The organism is Sulfurimonas sp. HSL-1716 (assembly GCF_039645975.1).
Taxonomy (GTDB): domain Bacteria; phylum Campylobacterota; class Campylobacteria; order Campylobacterales; family Sulfurimonadaceae; genus Hydrocurvibacter; species Hydrocurvibacter sulfurireducens.
Genome location: NZ_CP147918.1, coordinates 816,902 through 836,408, shown reverse-complemented (window position 1 = coordinate 836,408; position 19,507 = coordinate 816,902). Strand labels below are relative to the sequence as shown.

General features: G+C 41.5%; 24 protein-coding genes. All 24 read right to left on the bottom strand.

Going from position 1 to position 19,507, the window contains the following annotated elements:
* Positions 1–34 precede the first annotated feature (34 nt).
* Positions 35–3,436 carry a phage tail protein gene (locus WCY03_RS04345; protein ID WP_345993770.1) on the bottom strand — a complete coding sequence of 1,134 codons (3,402 nt, stop codon included), beginning with the start codon at positions 3,434–3,436 and terminating at the stop codon, positions 35–37.
* On the bottom strand, positions 3,424–3,816 hold the full coding sequence (locus WCY03_RS04340; protein ID WP_345993769.1) for a hypothetical protein: 393 nt from the start codon (positions 3,814–3,816) through the stop codon (positions 3,424–3,426). The genes WCY03_RS04345 and WCY03_RS04340 overlap by 13 nt, the downstream gene beginning before the upstream one ends.
* Positions 3,813–4,442: a DUF1833 family protein gene (locus WCY03_RS04335; RefSeq protein ID WP_345993768.1), complete on the bottom strand. Its 630-nt coding sequence runs from the start codon at positions 4,440–4,442 to the stop codon at positions 3,813–3,815. The genes WCY03_RS04340 and WCY03_RS04335 overlap by 4 nt, the downstream gene beginning before the upstream one ends.
* Entirely contained in the window at positions 4,442–4,768 is a 327-nt protein-coding gene (locus WCY03_RS04330) for a hypothetical protein (RefSeq protein ID WP_345993767.1), read from the bottom strand. The genes WCY03_RS04335 and WCY03_RS04330 overlap by 1 nt, the downstream gene beginning before the upstream one ends.
* Positions 4,765–6,978 (bottom strand): phage tail tape measure C-terminal domain-containing protein, encoded by a 2,214-nt coding sequence (locus WCY03_RS04325; RefSeq protein WP_345993766.1) that lies wholly within the window; start codon positions 6,976–6,978, stop codon positions 4,765–4,767. Before WCY03_RS04325 ends, WCY03_RS04330 begins: the two co-directional genes overlap by 4 nt.
* Positions 6,971–7,222, bottom strand: coding sequence for a hypothetical protein (locus tag WCY03_RS04320; protein WP_345993765.1), 252 nt, complete (start codon positions 7,220–7,222; stop codon positions 6,971–6,973). The genes WCY03_RS04325 and WCY03_RS04320 overlap by 8 nt, the downstream gene beginning before the upstream one ends.
* Before the next feature lie 50 nt (positions 7,223–7,272).
* Positions 7,273–7,569: a hypothetical protein gene (locus WCY03_RS04315; RefSeq protein ID WP_345993764.1), complete on the bottom strand. Its 297-nt coding sequence runs from the start codon at positions 7,567–7,569 to the stop codon at positions 7,273–7,275.
* Positions 7,569–8,000, bottom strand: coding sequence for a hypothetical protein (locus WCY03_RS04310; RefSeq protein WP_345993763.1), 432 nt, complete (start codon positions 7,998–8,000; stop codon positions 7,569–7,571). Before WCY03_RS04310 ends, WCY03_RS04315 begins: the two co-directional genes overlap by 1 nt.
* A 13-nt stretch (positions 8,001–8,013) precedes the next feature.
* Complete coding sequence (locus WCY03_RS04305) at positions 8,014–8,358, bottom strand: hypothetical protein (protein WP_345993762.1); 345 nt, start codon at positions 8,356–8,358, stop codon at positions 8,014–8,016.
* Positions 8,355–8,819, bottom strand: a complete 465-nt coding sequence (locus WCY03_RS04300; protein ID WP_345993761.1) for an HK97-gp10 family putative phage morphogenesis protein — start codon at positions 8,817–8,819, stop codon at positions 8,355–8,357. The genes WCY03_RS04305 and WCY03_RS04300 overlap by 4 nt, the downstream gene beginning before the upstream one ends.
* A complete protein-coding gene (locus tag WCY03_RS04295) occupies positions 8,812–9,135 on the bottom strand; it encodes a phage head closure protein (RefSeq protein WP_345993760.1) in 324 nt (107 codons plus the stop codon). The genes WCY03_RS04300 and WCY03_RS04295 overlap by 8 nt, the downstream gene beginning before the upstream one ends.
* Positions 9,132–9,668: a head-tail connector protein gene (locus WCY03_RS04290; protein WP_345993759.1), complete on the bottom strand. Its 537-nt coding sequence runs from the start codon at positions 9,666–9,668 to the stop codon at positions 9,132–9,134. The genes WCY03_RS04295 and WCY03_RS04290 overlap by 4 nt, the downstream gene beginning before the upstream one ends.
* 3 nt (positions 9,669–9,671) lie before the next feature.
* Positions 9,672–10,049, bottom strand: coding sequence for a hypothetical protein (locus tag WCY03_RS04285; RefSeq protein WP_345993758.1), 378 nt, complete (start codon positions 10,047–10,049; stop codon positions 9,672–9,674).
* Between the two features lie 10 nt (positions 10,050–10,059).
* Positions 10,060–11,232, bottom strand: coding sequence for a phage major capsid protein (locus tag WCY03_RS04280; RefSeq protein ID WP_345993757.1), 1,173 nt, complete (start codon positions 11,230–11,232; stop codon positions 10,060–10,062).
* Complete coding sequence (locus tag WCY03_RS04275; RefSeq protein WP_345993756.1) at positions 11,226–11,879, bottom strand: peptidase; 654 nt, start codon at positions 11,877–11,879, stop codon at positions 11,226–11,228. Before WCY03_RS04275 ends, WCY03_RS04280 begins: the two co-directional genes overlap by 7 nt.
* Positions 11,866–13,080: a phage portal protein gene (locus tag WCY03_RS04270; RefSeq protein ID WP_345993755.1), complete on the bottom strand. Its 1,215-nt coding sequence runs from the start codon at positions 13,078–13,080 to the stop codon at positions 11,866–11,868. Before WCY03_RS04270 ends, WCY03_RS04275 begins: the two co-directional genes overlap by 14 nt.
* 283 nt (positions 13,081–13,363) lie before the next feature.
* Positions 13,364–15,049 (bottom strand): terminase TerL endonuclease subunit, encoded by a 1,686-nt coding sequence (locus WCY03_RS04265; protein ID WP_345993754.1) that lies wholly within the window; start codon positions 15,047–15,049, stop codon positions 13,364–13,366.
* Complete coding sequence (locus tag WCY03_RS04260) at positions 15,042–15,596, bottom strand: P27 family phage terminase small subunit (protein WP_345993753.1); 555 nt, start codon at positions 15,594–15,596, stop codon at positions 15,042–15,044. The genes WCY03_RS04265 and WCY03_RS04260 overlap by 8 nt, the downstream gene beginning before the upstream one ends.
* 149 nt (positions 15,597–15,745) lie before the next feature.
* Complete coding sequence (locus WCY03_RS04255) at positions 15,746–16,129, bottom strand: HNH endonuclease (protein ID WP_345993752.1); 384 nt, start codon at positions 16,127–16,129, stop codon at positions 15,746–15,748.
* Entirely contained in the window at positions 16,110–16,385 is a 276-nt protein-coding gene (locus WCY03_RS04250) for a hypothetical protein (RefSeq protein WP_345993751.1), read from the bottom strand. Before WCY03_RS04250 ends, WCY03_RS04255 begins: the two co-directional genes overlap by 20 nt.
* Entirely contained in the window at positions 16,378–17,172 is a 795-nt protein-coding gene (locus tag WCY03_RS04245) for a hypothetical protein (protein ID WP_345993750.1), read from the bottom strand. Before WCY03_RS04245 ends, WCY03_RS04250 begins: the two co-directional genes overlap by 8 nt.
* Positions 17,169–18,425 carry a DnaB-like helicase N-terminal domain-containing protein gene (locus WCY03_RS04240; protein WP_345993749.1) on the bottom strand — a complete coding sequence of 419 codons (1,257 nt, stop codon included), beginning with the start codon at positions 18,423–18,425 and terminating at the stop codon, positions 17,169–17,171. Before WCY03_RS04240 ends, WCY03_RS04245 begins: the two co-directional genes overlap by 4 nt.
* A complete protein-coding gene (locus tag WCY03_RS04235) occupies positions 18,425–18,703 on the bottom strand; it encodes a hypothetical protein (RefSeq protein WP_345993748.1) in 279 nt (92 codons plus the stop codon). Before WCY03_RS04235 ends, WCY03_RS04240 begins: the two co-directional genes overlap by 1 nt.
* On the bottom strand, positions 18,703–19,203 hold the full coding sequence (locus tag WCY03_RS04230) for a phage regulatory CII family protein (RefSeq protein WP_345993747.1): 501 nt from the start codon (positions 19,201–19,203) through the stop codon (positions 18,703–18,705). Before WCY03_RS04230 ends, WCY03_RS04235 begins: the two co-directional genes overlap by 1 nt.
* Positions 19,204–19,507: the final 304 nt, after the last annotated feature.

Here is a 19,507-nt window from a genome sequence, read left to right as displayed (position 1 = left end):
TAGGATTAAAATCATTTACAGTTATTGCCATTTTTTATGCTCCTTTTTTGATGTTCTCTATCTGAGACGCTATGTTGATGTCCTCTTTGCTCGCCGCTGCCCAGTCGGTAGACACATAAGCTCCACTTGCGCGTGCGGTCGTACATTCATTGATGTTCGTACCGTCAAGCCAAAGATCTCCGATGTCATACGGAGTGTACGGCTCTACACTAAATACTCTCACGCTGTTGTCGTTCGCTCCGGCACTTACAAGCTGACCGAGCATCTTTTTGATGCTTGCCACCTGTAGCGATGAACAGAAGACCCAGTTACTGCCGTTGAAATATTTATATAAAAAGTTTTGAGTGTCGTTCCATCTCAAGCCGCTCAGTCTCTCGTCATCATAAGTGAATGTCCCTATGGCCACTTCAGACGTACTGAGCTTCCATATATCATAAGCGTTCGGGCTCGCAGGTTCGGAAGCAGATGTATATATGGTCATGATCCCGTCTATAAATGCTTTTTCTATGAGCCCTGCATCGCGGATCATATAGATGAGGCACGGGTCTATGACGTCAAGTGTGTATGTGGTTGCAAGACTCGTATTTTTGGAAGTATCTACGGCATAGAAATCAACTTCGTACTGACCTGTATCGAGGTTGTCTACTGTCAGCGAGTTTGTGACGGCCGTGTATACTTGTCCGTTTATCTCGATCTTATAGTATAAAAAGTCGATTTCCGTGTTTTTCGTCCAGGTAAAATATATTTTCCCGTTCGATGAGCTTGCCGTCACGTTTTGCACCTGAGCTGGAGGATTTGATTTTCCTGTAAAGTAGTACGTTATCTCTTTGGTCCCTACTTTAAACGTGTACGTCTGCCCGGATGTAAGTTCATTTTTAAATACGAAATAGTTGCTGTCGCTCTGGCCGTACTTAGTACCGTTCACGAAGATGTCCGTGCGCATGGCCGTCTGTCCTACCCAAGAGAGGGTGAGCAGTTCGTCCACGCTTCCGTCGTTGTTTTTTACTATGTTCTCCGTCGCCTGCAGGTTTGTGATGCTGTCTACATACACGACCTCCTCCACGTTTATGACCGCCGTATCGTCGTACACGCTTGCGTTGTACTCTATGGCTTTTATCTTGCGCGTGAAGTCACTTGCTCTGCTGATATTTACGACTCTGTAGAGATTGGTCGCTTCGGTGTCCTGACGGCCGAAAGCATACACGTCGTACTTCTGCGGGATATCCGTGAGCGTGTTTACCGTCAATGTGTCTGTGACAGTCTGTACAGTGAGGGCAGGAACGTCGATGATGATGATGCGGTCGTCTTCAAGGCGTACTTGGAGTTCATACGGCACGTCTGCTTCGAGCGTTACTTCCATGTCGAGCGTGACTGTTGTATCTGTAGCGCTGACGATACGGCCGTCTGCCATGGTGTTCGTCATGTAGCGCTTTCCTACTTTTATGACATCTCCTACATTACAAGCTATGGAGTCCACAGAAGCGTTGAACGATACTGTCTCTGTTATGTAGCGGTTGTAGTTGAGCAGAAACTGCGCATAGTCGGCAGCCTGCTGTCTGTCACAGCAACCGTACATGTTTATGCTTGACTTGATCTCGTCCGCACTGCTGTCGTAGCTGCTGCTTTGCAGCTGAACCGTCTTTGCTTTGTAGCCGTCTGTCTTATCATAATACGTCACTTCGACTACGTTCGTGCGTTGGTTGTACGGTATGTATTCAAGTGCAAAACTGCTCTCTAGTATGTTTCCGGACGTAAACAAGAAGCTCTCTGTCGGAATAGCTACTGGCTTGTCGACGATAGGCGTGAATTTGTTGCCCATCTGCACCACGGTAGCACGGCCAAGCAGTGACAACATGTTTAACGCACCTTGAAGTTCTTGCTGAGAGTCTATGTATAGACCGGCTTTCATGTTTTTTGTATCGCAGTACGCTGCCCACTCAGTTAACATATCCATATCGATATCCGACTCAGGTATCCCGTTTCTCGCAAGGAGATCATAGCACGCCCATGCAGGGTTGTCTTTTGGTTTGTCGGTCCCGATATTGACGACATTACATGTAACCGTCGGGAAACCTCCGTTTAGCTGGTCGGTAGCGAGGGCGTTTATACCCAGAAGTGCGACTCCGGGATAGATAAAGTCGTCGTAAACGATCTCGTTCACGTAATCGAGTGCGAAATCGTTTGCTACTCTTGTGTTTGTGCTGTAAGAGCTTGTCCTAACCACCTTGACTTCGTACTGAGCTCTTGGAAGCTGTTCAAGCTTGTACGAAAGACGTTTTGTTGTCTTGTACACAGTGGTTATCTTTTGGACCGCCTCCGTCCCGGATATGATTGACTTATGCGAGTAAGTGTACCTTGGAGTTATGAATCCGTATCCGTCATAGTATTGCGGTCCGTAGTAATACTGTCCTTTGTATGTGCTTGAGATGACCGATGATCCGTCGATGTCGCTTATATAATAATAATTATAAAGGCCGCCTTGCAGATAGTCCCAGTCTACGTCTCCTACCTTACGGTAGAATATCTCGAACTCAAGGCTGATGCTCGCATAGCTGCCGTCGTCTTTGATATTGAAAAGCCCTTTTGGCAGCGAGACAACTACTTCCATCTCTTGCACGGTGTTGCCAGCAGTTGTGTAAGTAGTCTCCGCGTTTAAATCGTTGAGCCCTCTTTGAAGAGACGCAGTCGTAGTGCTGTTTCTAAAGTTTCCTATAACTGACTGATCCGCTGTCCCGCTTGTAGTAGAGTATGTCACATCGGTGAAGTTTGCGATAGGCTGTCCGTTTATCTCTATGTCGGAGATGGAGTCCACCTCTCCGTCGTTTACTGCAAAGAGCATGTTTAGATGCTGCTTGTCCCCATCAAGCGATAGATAACTCGCTATGATTGGCGGTGTGACCCTCGCCTCTCCGAGCATGATCGGAAGTGCGCTTCCTGCCGCGGCCGCATTACTTCCTCCGTCAAAAGCATAGGTAGGAGATATCTGGTCTAAGTTTTTGTTCGTGGCAAGAGACGGCTGTGCGACAGGCATCAAAGCGTTGATGAGAAGACCACCTCCTACGATGACGCCTACCTGAAGAGCAGCGAACGCAAACGAGCTGCCGTAAAACCCTGCACCTACATAACCGGCTGTAGCTCCCGCAAAAGCACCTGCAAGATGCGGAGCTGCTATGACAAGAGCGATCATCGCCACCGTGCGGATAGGATCGCTTCCCCCGCCTCCTCCGCCTGCAGGGATGGCCACAAACGAGATATGGTCCGTCTCTCTTACGATGACGCTTGTATCTTGGATGATATGTCCGTTTTTAGATACGACAATATCCATGCCGTCTTTTGCTTTTGGAAGGTACTCAGATACCGCTTTGCCGTGAATGATCTTTACGATCTCTTTGTCGCGGGGATTGAAAGGATCGTTTAGTACCGTCAGCCACGCCATCTGTAAAATCCTTTTATGATGTTTTTCACAAGCGGAGAGTCTACTTTGACGATGTGCGAGTGAGCGCCTCTGTGTGAGTGCAGCATCGTCTTATAGTCGATCATCACACCGAAGTGCGTCACCAACTTCGGGTGTTCTTCATTCATCGCCATAGCTACCGCGCAGTTTGGCTCCGGAGCATCGATGCGCTCCCATCTCGAAGATATCTCGTGAAGGTACTGCGTAAAACTTCCGCGAACATCAGAAGTATCCACGGCGACGTCGGGTATGTTTATGCCGAGTATATGCTCATACCAAAGCACGAGCACGCCGTAGCAGTCTGCACCCGTGAACGTACGCCCGCGGTCTTTGTAAGGTATGCCGATAAAGCGCGTCATCATACGGACACCCCCTTGTTTCCTATGCTCGGAAAGCCACCGTATCTCGGAGCATTGCCGAGCTGTGTGCATCGCTTGAGCGTCTTGTCGCACACCGTCTCGGCACCTGAGTACCCGCATAGCTCTGACCTGAACTTGAATCTGCAGGAGTTTGGCAGCATGCGGGTAAACGGTATGCGTTTGCTGAACAGATCTCTCGCGCTTACAGTAAAAGACACCTCCATGTTCGTTATATTCTGGCTTGAAAGTGTCAGGTCGTGGCTGTATGCCGGGGTAGTATTGTCAAGGTCTTTTGAGTTCACTACCGACAAAGTTACGTTTATGGGATCAAAACCGTTTTGTTTGATGTAGACGTCATAAGCGCGCACGTACTCGCCGATGATGTTGTTGACGTTCGAGGCTTTGATCTGAAACTGCGATGTTTCGGCGTTCGCGCTCTCACTGATCTCTTCGATGGTAAAAGGAAACTTCTGCCATGTCTGAGAGTTCCAGACTACGTCTTCGTTGTTGTTGGCGATGCGTATCGTCTCTGCAATACCCGGGATGGTGATCTCTAAAAGTATGATGAACACGCTGTCGGTTGTAAGCTTGTTTTTTTCGACTTTGACGACAGGGCTTAATGTCTGCATCAGATCTCCTCTATAACTATTTGTGTACTTTGGTAATCTTTACCGAACTGCTCAAAAGAGATAGAGTCTTCAGAAAATCTTACTATGTACGAGATATCTTCTATCGGATGGATAAACTCAAATGCAACACCCTGATTTACTACAAAAAAATTATCTAGCGTGTCCGCTTCTGCGTTTGTAAGTGCGCCAAAGCTTAACGTGAATTTTTTAAGCGCTCTTGTATTTTTTGGCGCCGTCTGTTCATAGCCAGCATCATATTTTGCTCTGCTTACAGGTTTGATGCGCTGCGTACTAAGTCCTGTAGGCACTAAAGGGAAAGTATTCATCTAATCCCCTTTAACGCATCTCTGATGCCGTTTACGTTTCGTGCGACTCCGTCCAATACGATAGAAATAACTTTCTCCTGTTCTCCGCGCGCATTGGTTCTTGTCATCTCACTTATCTTATCTGCGCTTATAGATTGACCGCTTTTGTTTTCTATGTTTATGACCACATTTGAACCGCCGCCGCCTTTCATGCTTACAGGAATGCTTCGTCCATCAGGAAGCGGTACATATGCTTCAGGCATTCTTCCCTCCCCAAAGAGAGTAAGTTGCGGAGAGTTTGCGATACCTCCGTTTGCGTATGCTTTTAAAGGAACTGGACCGCTGCTTGTCATGATGCCTCCGTTTTCAAAGGCAGTACCTAAAAACCCTCCGCTGCCAAACATAGACCCAAACAGAGGCGCGGTGATCTGCTTCTCGATCGCCATTCTTAAAATATCACTTATGATGGTGTCTGCAAGATCATCGAAGCTGAGCTTTCCTGTCTTTGCAAACTGAACGAATGCGTCTGTGGTCCCTGACAAAGCATCTTGCATTACTTTTTGCCCGTTTTGAAAATCTGTAGGCAGGTTTTTTACATAGTCGTCATACCCTTTTTTCATCCCCTCGAATGCAGATCCTGTCTTGAGGATACTCGCCTGCTCATAGTCATATCGTGCCTTTAAAACATCGTTTACATCCTGCTCTTTTTCGAGCCTTGCTTGAGCCTGCTCTTTAAGGTTTTTAGATAGCGCATCATCAAGTTTTCTATGATCTATGCCGTTCTTTTTTGCTGTGACTATGAGATTTTCTATCTTCGACTCTTCTGCTTTGAGTTCGACAGTTTTTTTAACGTCTAGGTTTTGTTTGTCTACGGTATCTGCGAGAATATGTGCTTTTGCCAAGATATCGTTTTGTACTGCACCGTAGTCTTTGCCGATGATGCTTCGATCGCGCAGCGCTTTGTTTATGCCGATCTGTATCTGGTACTCTTCAGTTACACTTGGGCTCACTTGTTTGAGGCTGCCAACTAGTTGATCTTGAGTAATATTGCTATGCTTTGTAGGGACAAGCATCGCAGGATGCTTTTTATTATCTGTCGATGTATTTTTTGGCTTTGACGGAGTAGGTTGAGAGATAGATTTTTGGAGAGAATCTTCCACCACGTTTTTCGATTTTTCTATGATCGCCAGAAAATCTTCTCTTGCTTTTATATTCTTTTTTGTATCTGCATACATCTTTTCTAAGGCTTTGCTTTCGCTGTCGCTCAGAATAAATCCATGTTGTACTCTAAATGCTGCTCCTGCTATTCTAGCGCCGAGAGATTCAAATCCGTTAGTCAGACCTACTACAGCTTCAGATACTCCGTAAACTACATCTAAAGCTACGACACCGAATGTATCTATGCCTATGGTAAGCTTATGAATATCATCATCACTCATATCATTCATAAGTTTACTGAGTTCGTTCATTCCTTTTTTTGCACCGTTGAATGAATCTTCCGTGATTTTTCCGTCAAGCTGATCCCAAGAGTTTTCAAGGTTGCTTACAGAGACTGACCAGGTATCAGGAACTTCAAACTGTTCAAGTCTGCTTTTTACCAAACCTACGACATCGGATGTATTTTTCAGCTTGTCGTTTGAAAGTCCGATAGATTTTAAGAATCTTCCAAGATCACTGTTTGCAAGGACTGTACCTGTAGCAAGTCCATCAACACCAGCAAGGAGTTCATTAAACTGCACTCCTGCACTCCCCGCGGCTATTGATACCATTTTGGTAAGATCGATCATGTCTTTTGTAGATGCTCCCGCAGCTTTCATGCTCGGATACATCGTTTTATATATTGCTATGGTTTGTGTAAGTGTATGCGGTGTCTGCGCGTTGATAGTTTGCAGATCTTTCAGGATCGAAATGTTTTCTATATTTGCGAGTCTGTACTTGTCTGTGACGCTCAGCATCTTTCCTGTGGAGTCTATATTTTGAGATGTGGCGACTGTAAGAGCGTTAAGACCTGCTTTTGCGTTTTCTATATCTTTGTTGTAGTTAAGACCCTCTGCCATAACTTTTTGAGCGGTAGTTACAGATACATAAGCACTTGCCAAAGACAAAACATTTCTCTTCATGTTACTTATGGCTTTTTTTACACTTGCCTCTGCGCGGTCCATACCTGATACGAGTTTTGTGGTATCGCTTTTGACATCGAAAAGTAAAGTTGCTACAGTGCCTTTACCCATTTTTACCACCTCCGAATATGGCTTTTACTTTAGCGGCAAGACCGCTGAGTGAATCTTTTTTCTTTTCTTTATATGTCAGCATAAAGTCCGTCGCTTTTGCAGACCCGCCCATGAAAGCGTTCATCATGTGAGACATGGTCGCAAGCTGCACTTCAGACCTGTCTGCATGAAACGGTTCCATCTCATAGTACTCCAACCACTCGTGAAGCTCAGAGGCGCTTAATGTATGTTCAAGTTCCGCCACTGTTCTGCCAAGAGAAAGAGCTAACTTAAAAAGGAACTTCCTGTCTGCAGTTACTTTCCCGGAACGTCAGATTTATTGATCTCGTCATAGATCTCTTTAATACCGTCAAATACACCCTCTTTCATTTTTTTAAGATCATCAAGAGGGATTGCAGGCTCTACAAGTGCATAATAAACTGTCTTTGTAACAACCATGACATAGTCTTTTTTTGTACGCTCAATATTTACATCTGCGGCTTCTGCAAGAGTCAGTTCTCTTACTTTTACTTCACCGCCCCATGCTTTTACTTTAATAGTCGTTTCGGAAGTTTTTGTAAACTTTTTTGAAATATCATCTATAGTAAGCATTATGCGGCCGCCGTTTCAGCAGGAGTACCTACAGTCTCTATGGTGACTTCAGCTTTATATTTGCCTTCCTGCTCACCGACTACTTTAAAGTTTGTAACTCGGCAGGTGCGGGTAATGGTTGTACCGTTAGTACCAAGAGAATCTTTCATCTCGACTATGACTATTATTTCAGTATTATCATCGATCGCTGTCTCAAGTAAGTTTACTCCTTGGGATGCAGACGGATCATAAAGCACGGTCATGTTAATGGCGCCTTGGACCAATGCTCCTGCAGCAACGATCTGGTTGTCGCTGTTTATAGGGTTGTATCTTTTAACAGCCCTTGATTTGTCTTTTACTGCGGACAGATCGAGAAGATCACCGACGTCTACAGCAGACGCTACATCTGCTCCGGCTTTTACTATTATCCCTTGGTAATCAGGTAGTGACATTTTTTATCCTTTTTTAAAAATTAAATTCAATGGTCTCTCTAAAGAGTTTTGTATGCTCTTCATATCCGTCAAAACTCGATAAGTTATGAGGAAACTTTGAAAAGCTGTACAGTGCCTCTTTGACCTGCTCTTTTATCGCCTTGACACTAGGATACGTTGTAGCGTAGATATCAATTTGAAACATGTACTTAGATCCGTATGCTTGAGCGCTGTTTAAAGACTGCTGATCGTTTCCGATTATGAGCGTGTAAACGATTGCCGGCTTTTTACAGTTCTCAGGCATAAACAAGGGATATACCCTCTCGTTTACCAGTGGAACATTCATTGATAAATGAGAAAATAGATCTTCTTCTATCATCTTTTTGACCTTTCAAACTCGTTTGATACGCCTTTTTGAAGCGTTTTTTTTACCTGTTCTAATGCTTCATCTGCCTTTGATATTGCAGGTCGCATAAATGGATGAGGAGCGCTGTGCGATGTTCCGAACTCTACAAAATGCGCGTACCATCCTGCAGCGACTTCACCTTTTATCTTCCACCTTGTCCCGTCTTTTAATTTGAACTTTTTTGTTTTTTTCTTACTCGCTCTCGGGAGAACTGAGTAATAGATCTCATTTTTATCTTTGCTCTTTCTCTTTACTACATCAAGGCTGTCTCTTAGACTTCCTGTATCTACTGGAACACGCCTCTTAATATCTTCCATGATGACTTTTGCACCTGATCTCACTGCTTGACGCATAAGTCTTTTTTGAACATTATGCGAAAAGTTTTTCAAGACGTTTAACATCTCATCTTCACCGATAAGAGTAGCCTCAACCACTTGTGACCTCCGTAGCCATGATCTGCAATGTCTTATTTGCTTCGCGTACATTTATGACCGAGTTGATGTCAAACTCTCTTGTGCCGTAGACGATCTTCATATCAGGCGTTACGCCAGGTATGAATCTCATCTCGATCTGATGTGTCACTTCAGAGTTTACGCTTTTGCTCACAAAATACTCTTTTCCTGATAATGGGACTATGGATACATAAACCGTTGCAAAAAGTACATCATCATCTGCTACACCGCCGAACGTGTCTCTTGTTCCTGTATGCTGTTTGATCTCTACTTTGTGTTTTAGGTTTCCGCTTCTCATAGTCGACCTACCCTGTACTTTGAAAGAAGAAAATCGTTATAGTCACTCTTAATGACAGAGTTAATAGTTCCAACGATGATATCTTCTCTATTTTCATACACAGTAGCTACTCGGATGAGAACCCATTGTTTTATCGGTTTTGGTACACTCGCTGCATCTGCATACCCTGAACGATATGTGATTTTTATGGCTTTAAATAAGTCCGCTACATAGAGACCTTCAAAAAAGCGAACCCGTGGAGGCTCACAACTGTCATCTACTTCATAAAGCGTACTGTCTAAAGTCACATAGGCACTATTTCCGTACGGTATATACTCTATGCTGTCTACTGCTATGAGCGGTGACTTTGGAAGTTCAAAGTTGCCTACATAGTCATCTAGATAAAAAACATTAGTAGTCTCAAGCAGATTGCGAGATGTGATCTCCTCTGCCTGAGCTTCCGCAACATCTATCAAAGCTTGAATATAATCATCATCCGTTTCGTCTAAGACTCTAAGATGTGCTTTTGCTTCAACTAATGTTACGGCACTCATCTACTACAGTTCCTTCTCTTTAAATTTTTCGCCCTCTAATGAGACGTCCACAAATGATTCGATTTCCTCATCTGTCAAAACAACACCTTCGATCTCTGCAGTTTTAAGTGCTACTTGACGGTACAGGTCTTTAAGCTCAAGCTCAAGCATTTCTTTGTATCTGATCGCATTTGCTTTTGCTTCACGCTCTCTATCTACTTTGATCTGCTCGTCGAGTTTAAATACTGCATCCTCATATGCTGGTATATTTACAGGCTCTGCTTGATTTGAGTTGATAAGGTTAATAGCTTCTTTTATGGAAACGGTTATCTTATCTCCTGGAGCATGGCTGCCGTCAGGACCGCTTCGCCCTGTCAGCAGCTTTATCTGCAACTTTTTCATAAATTATCCCTTACGCCATTTGTAGCGTTTTTACAGCTTCTGAGAGCACAAGTTTCCCGTCTACACGTTTATCTACTCTAAAACCGATGTGTCCTGTATCAGCATATTTTTCATCAAAACGTTTTACCGTCATGACCTTACGGTCTTTGATGTAGTAGTAACTCATATCTCCAAATGAGATAGGTTTCGCACCAGTAGCGATATCAGGCATATGTTTATTAATAACAATAGGGCGACCAAGTAATGTAGAAGGAGCTCCATTTAGACCTTTATTTACTAGATAGTCACCATTGCTGTCTTTTAACTTCATGATCGCGACTAAAGTATTTCTGTTCATTTTCCACACAGCATTTGCAGCATAGTCTTCATCTAGTGATCCCCAAAGATCGATGATCTCATCTGCAGTGATCGCAGAAGCAGAAGCGGCAGTCTTTCCGACTTCAGCTGTGATAAGAAACCCTGTAGGCTTTTTAACACCGTCGCCAAGAACAAACGCAAGCTCTTCCGCTTTTGTAGTAGACTTTGCAAATTTTAGGGCTACATATGCTTCGATACTTGAGATGCTGTCTTGTAAAAGTTCCTCTGTTACTTTGAGGATGCGGCCCGTTTTATAAGCACCCATGCTGACCTGTCCGATCGTAGGATCTGATTCAGGATATGAGCCCTCTTCATCTATCCATCCATTTGCACCGTCATCACCCTCGACGGGAATATTTTCCACAGAAGAAGACATACTTACAGTAGCTAAAGGACGCATATATGATTTCTCGGTAAGTTTAGCGATGATAGTAGTAGCAAATGTTTCAGGGACTAGATAAGCGCCTTCTGCTGCTACACCCTCGTTCAGTGAACGTGTCATCTCAGGATTTAAAGGTTTACGGCTTTGCATAGTCCAGAAAGCTTCACGGTACATCTCTTTTTTGTCTTTTTCTTGACCTTCTGTACGGACATCAGTTACTAATGGATCTCTCTGGTTTTGACCCATAAAACTTTCACGCTCTTTTGATTTTGCATCACGTTGTATTGCTTTATCAAGTTGAGCACGTGTATCGTCAAACTCTTTTTCAAGATCATCGTATTCTTTTGACTGTTCGTCATTCAGACCGTTAGGATTTGTATCCAACATTGCTCTCATCTTTGCATTTGCTTTATTCATTTTTTCACGTAGTTGTGCGATTAGCATGTAATCTCCCTTTGTTTTAGATTTAATCTTCTACGGAGTATTTCCGTATTTCTGAGACTTGGAGTCTCTGCCTCTTGTGGTTGTACTGTTCCTGCAGATCTTCCGATCGTTGCACCTTTGTCAAAACCTTTCCACACTGCAGATAACTCAACAATAGTAAAGTCTGTTACGAGCACATGTGTAGGTTCACCTTTTTTCTCTGTAATGGTTACATCATGTACGATATAGCCAATACTTACATCCGTGAGTATCCTGTCGTTATACTTTTGGAAGACAAGATATGAATCTTTATCTGATCCAAAAGTTACGTCTGCTTTTACTTCACCATCTTCTATTCTTTTATTTTCTACTCTACCTGCAGCTGTATCAACTGACTTGTTATGATCCTTAAAAAAAGTATATAGTTCATCTAGTCTTGCACCGTTTACATCTAGTTCTTCAATATAGATCTCATCAGTCCACCAGTCATAACGCTCACCGGCATTATCTTTGCTTATCAAGATAAATGGAATCGTTCTATTTTGTACATCGATCTGAGAGACATCGCCTTTTGCTCCCGATGCACGTGTACATTTGTTTCCACAAAATCTATTTATATAACCGACTTCATTCATACGAGCAATGATCTCTTCTTTAGTTCGTGGCATTTTGTTTATCCTTTCCAAAATTTAGAGGTACTAACATATCATCTAGTCCGTCTACAGGGTTTAAATCTTCAAGTTCACGCGCTTCGTTTCTGTTCATCCAACACGCTTTCGTGATCGCTGATTCATAAGCTTGATATCTAGTTAAAGTATCTCCTCGTAGGAGTGCTCCCATGTTGAACTTAACGTAATATGATTTTTTTTCTGTAGCTGTAAAGCATTTTCGTTTTGTCTCTTGTTCTATGCGGATACACCAAGGTCTGATAGCATTTGTCACAAAGTCGATAGACTGCTGCTCAATGTTTGAAAATGTAGCTTTGTCTAGTTCGTTTATCATATGTGGAGGAACACGAAATATTGAAGCGATCTCTGCTTTTGTAAACTTACGAGATTCTATGAATTGACCGTCTTTGTTTGATATGGTAATAGGCGTGAATGTATATCCATCTTCAAGGATAAGAGGCTTTCCTGCATTCATAAGTCCCTGATATGCTTCTTTGAAACTTTCTTTGAATCTTTTAAAAGCTGTGTCACTCATCTTTGTGACTTCTTTACCGCTTACTACGCCGCTTGGATTTGCACCATTTTTAAAAAGAGTGGACCCGAATGTCTCCATGGCTATACTTGCACCTATGGTATGTCTGTTGTAAGCTATGGCGCTGATACCGACAATACCATTTAAGCTCATCCCTATGTAGTGAAGTACCTCGCTGGCATCTAAGCCAACTTCTCCGTAAGATGATGTATAGATATACCCGATGCGGCCGCTATCGAGTCTGACGACTTTCATTTTTTCATTGTCTAATGGGTATATCCCTGTAATAACTCCGGCATTGTTTCTGACTATCTGCGCATAGAAGTTTCCTCTTAGAAGTAAATGGACCATAAGAAGCTGAAAAAATGAAAATGATGTCATATCCGGATTTGGTTCATCATGTAAAATATGATAAAGTTGATGTTGTGTATCTTTTTTATTGAATGTTTTTGATGATCTTATCTCTGTTTTATATACCGATATTGGAAGTGATGCTATTGATTCGCTGACTATGTTTACACAGTCATAGACTGCAGTATGTTCCATAGCCCTTTTAGTTGTAACATTTACACCAGAATATGATTCTGAAGAGAAGAGAGCACTAAGCCACTCTTTTGGACTTGAAAGTGTAGATGTATCACGAGACATAAGAGCATTTATGATATTCATCTTTCACTCTCTTTTTTCCCGTGGGAAAATTTAAGAGATCTGATCGCTTGTATAAAAAAGATAAGCATTAAGATAGCGTGAAGTAATAACGCTGATGCATAGGCATAGCGATATACATTTGGAAATGATAAAGCTATGGCAGAAGCCATACTGAACAATATAAGTCCGAAGAAAATATAAAGTGCTATTAGATACTTAAATGTTTGCATAGTGAGACTATACAATCGATTTTAAAAAGAGGTAAAAAGCATTACATATCTGTAATGCTTTTATATTTAAAACTTTAAATAGTCCTTATTCCTCTCTCCTCATAAACACTTTTTTCTTTAGGTTCATAAGATATAGCACGAGCAAGCGTATTTATGATGGCAGCACATCCGTCTATCTTTCTATTTGGTTTAGACTTATCCGGTTTTATGTTCCCTGCAGCATCACTTAGTACACTCATGTTTGATACCATCCACTTTGTTACAGGGTTTCCGTCATGAGTAAGTGTCTTTTTTTTTATGGAATCTTTAAAGTTAAATGTCGGTTCACTTATAGTCATATATCCTTGTCGTATCTGTACACATCCTTCAAACTCACTCTCACGTTCTATGTTTGATATGAGTGTGGCTGCTCGGTATGGATCATAACAGATCTCATCCACACCATCTTCTATGTCTTTCAAGATATCTTTTTGGATATAGTCATAATCTATTGTATTACCAGGTGTCGCGGTGATATATCCTTCTAAAATCCATTTAGTCAATGGAGCTCTTAACTCACTCTCACGTTCTTTTACAGTATCTGCAGGGATGTAATAGTGCTGAGTCGTATGAAATCTATTATTTGGAAATAGATATGTTTTTGCTTTTGCGGTAAAGTCATCTGTCCTTGATAGGTCTACACCTAATAATACGGCTATAGCCTCACTAAGATCTACTTCATCAGCTTTGCATGCTTCCCAATCATCAAAATTTATGAAATGTTCTGCAGCGTTTACCCATTTATTTAGGTCCTTTACGAAAAAGTTATTGCGTGTCTCACTTCTCTCTTTTGCCTGCTTTGCTTGTTTTCTCATATAATCCCATGACTTTGATATTCCTAAGTTCGGATTTGCTTTATACCATACGCTTTCATCAAATGGATCATCGCCTTTGTCAAGCTCACATATGAAAGCAAAATAATTGTCATCTTCTATGATTCCGTCCATTACTTTTTTTGCATACTCGTATTCAATAGCACCGGATGAAGCTGTATCAAATCCTGCAGTTGTAATATCAAACATCATAGGTTGAACTCTTGATCCTTGAGAGGATTCTATAACCTCCCTCATGTCCCTGTTTGGATGTGCATGTGTCTCATCACCTATACCCATACCAATGTTTAGTCCATCCTCTGTTTTGCTATCACGGCCGAGTGGTCTGATAGTTGTTGATGTAGGATTGATGTTAATTGTAGAATATGCAATAGTCGAATTTTTATTTAATTCGATGTTTGACTCAACCATCTTTTTACATCCGTTCCAAATGATCTTTGCTTGCTCTTTTTTTGTAGCATATGAAACTATCTGGTTTCCTTTTTCCAGTGTGAGAATTGACTCAGCTATACCAACACCGGATGCTAATATAGACTTTCCATTTTTACGAGGTATAAACCAGAATGCATAATTAAAGCGTCTTATCCACTGGACTCTTCCATTTTTTAAAATAGGGTCTCCGTACCTATCTAGTCTTTTCTTTTGCCATCCAAAGCATATAGCTATGGACCTGCGCTGCCAATCTTCTAGCTGTATACGTTGGCCTGCAAGTTCTCCCTCGAAATGTTTTAGCTGCTCAATGATCTTTACATATGCTACGCCAAGCTTCTTATTAAAGCGTATGTCATCACGAAGTCCTGACTCTACTGCTGTTAAGTCTTTCTTATGACGTTCAAACGTCTTTTCATAGTACGGTATACGGTTAGAACTGCTTTGCTTTTTAGACATCTATTTCTTCGTCATTGAGCTGATCCGCTATATCAAATAGGGATGCTTCTTCTTTCTCTGATTCAGGGGTAAGGTTAAGTCGTTTACGTGAAGCTATTGAAAGTCCTAGTTGGCTTGCAGCTTTCATCATGTTATTAAACTCTGATTGTGCAAGGTTCTCGTACGGAGATATGTATACGGTACCTTTAGAGCTTTCTTCTACGGATCCTTGCGACTGTATGATCATGTGAAACTTTAACCATCTCTCATAGCTCAAAGCAAAGCCTACGAGTACCGGTTCATCTAAACTTGAATAATTATTACCGAGCTCTTTTTTCACTTCATCTACTTTACGTAGTGCGATCTTCCCCAGAATAGGATTGCGCATATCTATGAGGGACTTGTCTTTTATGCTGTCTCCGTAGTTCTTGCGGATCCACCCCTCTTTATCTCTTCTTCGCTGCAGAGCTCCCCTTGAAACATCATTTTGTTCGGCGATTAAATTCTCTGATTTTGTTGTTTCCTCAAATTCAGATCTTATATATTCCCAATCGATACCTTTTGCCAAAACTAATCCTTTTGTTTAAGGTTGGAGCATAATTGCCCGAACCTTAAAAAATACATGTGTTTTATCAAAAAATAGCCACCCCCCTAAAAAAACAGTTTGTAAAAAGTTAACAGGGGAGGCGGTGTTCAGGTTTTCAGACTGTAGGTATTTCATGCCCCCCTGCCTTTCATGGATTCATCATCTGCTGTTTTTTTATTGTGACATGAGTGACAAAGCGGTTGAAGATTTGATAGATCAAGTCGTTTTGTATAGTCTTCTGTTATTGGAATAATATGATCTACAACATCAGCATTTGTAATTATGTCTAGTTGTTGACATCTCTTACAAAGTCCTCCGTTACGCTCCATAATAGTTTCTCTTATAGATTTCCATTCTTTAGAATGATAGAACTTCGAGTGATCTTTATTGCGTTTATGATTATCATATATTCGATGTTTATACTTACTCACAATACGCTTATGATCGCCGCAATATCTTTCACTTATAGAGATAAGATTATTGCATCCTACTTGATTACAAATCTTTTTTGGCATGATCCATCTCCATATCACCTATTCCAAAAAATAGCCAGTTAGTGTTCACTTTTCTACGGATACAAAACATTGTAAGAGCATCATAAGATATCAGGTTCCTACTCTTTTGTACTGCTAAAGCTCCGGGTGAAGTTCTTAGTTCGTATGCAACATTCTTATCAAATACCTTACTGTTTGGATAATCTTTACTGATTACATCTTTAATACGTTCTATCACATCAGTTACTTGGATGATCTTCATTTCTTCTTTAGCCATTGATAAACTCCAGTTGTTTTGATTGGTATAGTTCTATGAGTCTCTTTGCTGTGAGCTGTCCGATGAACTTGTCTGTGGTAGATGTGAATTGCATTGTATCGTTGTCATACAGACCGATGCGCTCTACTCCGTCGATTGTGAGCTTCATCTTCTTTGGAAGGTACGATATGTAGATTTCATTTGCCAAAAAGTTTGTAAGGTTGTAGGTCTTTCCGTTGAGATCTTTATCGTGCAGATGCCTCATAGCTGCAAGCTTTAGTAGGTCCAAATCTATGTCGATGCGCTTGAACTCTTGATATGCATCCTCTTTTTTCCCTTTAAACTTCGTATTTACACCGTATATGAAGTAGAGATCATTAAACTCTTTACTGAACAAATATCCTTTTTTGTCTTCACGCGCATTATTATCATTTAGATTAATATCTTCGTTCGGTAAGCGTTCGGCACTATGTTGTGAAAAGCCTATATTTTTGGGTTTATAAGTGTTCGATTCGTTCGGTAAGCGTTCGGCTTGATTTTTAGCATAGCTATAGTGCTGTCTATTTTTAATAGTCCAATGACTTAGAAACAGTTCTATTTCATGGTTAAATTCTTTTATCCAATCATGAGCGGTACTTGTACTCACTTCCCAGCTCTTTGCGTAGAACCTAAACGAATTATGATCTCCGTGTTCCATGTCATCCCAATATTCTTGAAAACACCGTGCTTTCTTGCGCCCGTTTGTCCTCTCGGTCTTGAGTAACCGTATATAGTCGGTAGGATAGTTTTTATAGTTCATTCTCATCATATTATTTGTATCTCTACCTTATCGTTAAATGTTTCTTGTATGCCAGAACGTGTAACCGTATATGTGGTCTCTGCTCTCCTGACGTCGTCAAACTTCAGCTCATCTCTATTAAGCCATAGTTTTATGGGTTCATGATTGACGTCTTGTCTCTCTTTTGTAACCTTGACCTCTACGGAACCGTCACCTGATTGAGAGTGATATACCATGATCTGCATGTCAGCCTCATAGTCACTAAGCCCGGAACCATAACTACTCATAGTTCCGTTCTTTATATCATCCTTTGAAAGCTGTACGATCATCATAAGTGTTATGCCAGTCTCTTGTACTACAGCATTTAGAACAGCATCGATATCGCCTTTTCTATCGCTATCGCTATTACCTTTGAATGTCTTATGAGTAAGCTTCATCTTGGAGTCAATGAGCACAAAACGTATACCATGCTTACGCCACATCATGCGTATCATGCGCGCAACATCCATGACATCCCTGCTCTTCATCATCGATGTATCTATGATCCTGTAGTTGTCTAAGTTCGACTGTCCTTTCATACGCTTCGTAAGTTTTGCCATCTTCCAAGCCGGCATCTCAAAGCTGAAGAAGAGACTGTTAAATCCAACTGATGTATTGAAAAGGATCTGTTTAAGAAGTGTTGTCTTGCCGACATTTCTTTCACCGCCGACATGAACGAGCTGTGCCGGCTCTATACCATCACAAAGCATCTCATCAAACTTTCGTATGCCTGTAGCTATCTTCGGCGGTTCTACCATATTATCGTAGTCGTATATAGCCTGTCTCATGGTAATAGGCATACCGATGTCGCTTGACTCTTCCATCTTTTGAAGTTCCATATCTATCATCGCCTGAACTTCATCAGTCGTCACCTGGTCTTCAAGTATCATCTTTTTGATAGATGTAGCTAGTTCAAGCATCTTCCTCTTCTTCGCATATTCAACTATCTGATCGATGTAGCTTGTGACATTTGCTATAGGATTTGCAGACAGTATGTCCAGCATGACTGCTTCATCAAACTTGTTTTGTTTAGATAGCTGTAGTTTGATGAACTCTTCATCTATCGGTTTGTTCGATCTGTAAAGGTTATGCATGGCATCGTATATATCTCGATGCGACGGAAGATAAAATATTTCTGTATGAAGCCTTGAGAAGATCTCGTCTCTCTCATCTTCTTCCATGGAGAACAGGACAGAGCTTAGTACACTCTTTTCAAATACAAGGTTATAAAGGTTATCATGCATCAGTACGCTCTTGCACCAGTTTTGTTTTCATAAGGGCAGTTTGTGTGTCTGTAGAAGTAGCGTGAGTGTGTACCGCCGCGATCGTTTGGTTCATCAAATACCATCAACGGGCTCGGCGCACCTGCATCTATAAATTTCTTGTGAAGATCTGCTATGCGTTGAGTAAGATGGCGTATCTTCATTTCGTACGCCTCATCAAATGTGAGCGACTTTCCTGCCATGAAATGTAAGTGAAGTTTTGCAGGAGTAGATCCGGATTTGAGTGTGATCTTTGACATCATTCATCCTTTGGTGGTGTTGGTAGATGTTTGAGCTGTTGCTCTAGCTCGAAGTTTGCTGTGTTTGACTCCCGAAGCTCTTTTAAAAGTCTCTCTTTCTCATCTTCTGAGATATTCCCGTCTTCTAGTGCTTCTTTTGCGGATCTAAATACGTCAGAACTTTCCATCATCGCCTTATCTGCAAGCTGACCTATCTTTTTGACTGTAGGTGTGACATCGTCATTACGGACTAAGAGCATGTCGAAATTAGATGCTATGTATTCAAGAGGTCCCATGTCATTCGTAAGTTCAAGAAAGTGGACAAACTCGGTAAGAGTCAAGTCACCGTTTGCGTATGATGGCTTGAGCTTGTTTTCTAACGTACCTGGTTGTAGCCCAAGCTCTTCCGCGACATCATCAAACTCCAAACCGATTGCTTTTCGGTTTACAGTTATAGCCTTTCGTATGAGCTGACACAGTTTCGGGTCTTTTGGGGATTTGTTTTCTGCATAGTCTTTCATGCGGATACCTTTTTATGATTTGTAGGATTAGACTCGTCTTGGTCTTGTTTTGTATCATTTGAAATGTATTTGGATATATCTATCCACGAATCGAATGGGATTTCATGATTTTTTTGAAGTTCTACCATGATTTCATAAGACGGTTTTCTTATGCCTCTCAGGATGTGATTTGATGCCGAATCGGCGTAATACTGTAAAAGTATTTTTTTAAGTGCTTTTCGTTCCATCCGAGAATGATACATAAAGTATCTTTAATAAAATATTAAATGGATACTTTATGTATCTACAAATATAATACAATATG

Coding starts and splice junctions, on each gene's coding strand:
- WCY03_RS04345 (WP_345993770.1), bottom strand. CDS start 3,436: ATGGCGTGGCTGACGGTACTAAACGATCCTTTCAATCCCCGCGACAAA.
- WCY03_RS04340 (WP_345993769.1), bottom strand. CDS start 3,816: ATGATGACGCGCTTTATCGGCATACCTTACAAAGACCGCGGGCGTACG.
- WCY03_RS04335 (WP_345993768.1), bottom strand. CDS start 4,442: ATGCAGACATTAAGCCCTGTCGTCAAAGTCGAAAAAAACAAGCTTACA.
- WCY03_RS04330 (WP_345993767.1), bottom strand. CDS start 4,768: ATGAATACTTTCCCTTTAGTGCCTACAGGACTTAGTACGCAGCGCATC.
- WCY03_RS04325 (WP_345993766.1), bottom strand. CDS start 6,978: ATGGGTAAAGGCACTGTAGCAACTTTACTTTTCGATGTCAAAAGCGAT.
- WCY03_RS04315 (WP_345993764.1), bottom strand. CDS start 7,569: ATGCTTACTATAGATGATATTTCAAAAAAGTTTACAAAAACTTCCGAA.
- WCY03_RS04310 (WP_345993763.1), bottom strand. CDS start 8,000: ATGTCACTACCTGATTACCAAGGGATAATAGTAAAAGCCGGAGCAGAT.
- WCY03_RS04305 (WP_345993762.1), bottom strand. CDS start 8,358: ATGATAGAAGAAGATCTATTTTCTCATTTATCAATGAATGTTCCACTG.
- WCY03_RS04295 (WP_345993760.1), bottom strand. CDS start 9,135: ATGAGAAGCGGAAACCTAAAACACAAAGTAGAGATCAAACAGCATACA.
- WCY03_RS04290 (WP_345993759.1), bottom strand. CDS start 9,668: ATGAGTGCCGTAACATTAGTTGAAGCAAAAGCACATCTTAGAGTCTTA.
- WCY03_RS04285 (WP_345993758.1), bottom strand. CDS start 10,049: ATGAAAAAGTTGCAGATAAAGCTGCTGACAGGGCGAAGCGGTCCTGAC.
- WCY03_RS04280 (WP_345993757.1), bottom strand. CDS start 11,232: ATGCTAATCGCACAACTACGTGAAAAAATGAATAAAGCAAATGCAAAG.
- WCY03_RS04275 (WP_345993756.1), bottom strand. CDS start 11,879: ATGCCACGAACTAAAGAAGAGATCATTGCTCGTATGAATGAAGTCGGT.
- WCY03_RS04270 (WP_345993755.1), bottom strand. CDS start 13,080: ATGAATATCATAAATGCTCTTATGTCTCGTGATACATCTACACTTTCA.
- WCY03_RS04265 (WP_345993754.1), bottom strand. CDS start 15,049: ATGTCTAAAAAGCAAAGCAGTTCTAACCGTATACCGTACTATGAAAAG.
- WCY03_RS04255 (WP_345993752.1), bottom strand. CDS start 16,129: ATGCCAAAAAAGATTTGTAATCAAGTAGGATGCAATAATCTTATCTCT.
- WCY03_RS04250 (WP_345993751.1), bottom strand. CDS start 16,385: ATGGCTAAAGAAGAAATGAAGATCATCCAAGTAACTGATGTGATAGAA.
- WCY03_RS04245 (WP_345993750.1), bottom strand. CDS start 17,172: ATGATGAGAATGAACTATAAAAACTATCCTACCGACTATATACGGTTA.
- WCY03_RS04240 (WP_345993749.1), bottom strand. CDS start 18,425: ATGCATGATAACCTTTATAACCTTGTATTTGAAAAGAGTGTACTAAGC.
- WCY03_RS04235 (WP_345993748.1), bottom strand. CDS start 18,703: ATGTCAAAGATCACACTCAAATCCGGATCTACTCCTGCAAAACTTCAC.
- WCY03_RS04230 (WP_345993747.1), bottom strand. CDS start 19,203: ATGAAAGACTATGCAGAAAACAAATCCCCAAAAGACCCGAAACTGTGT.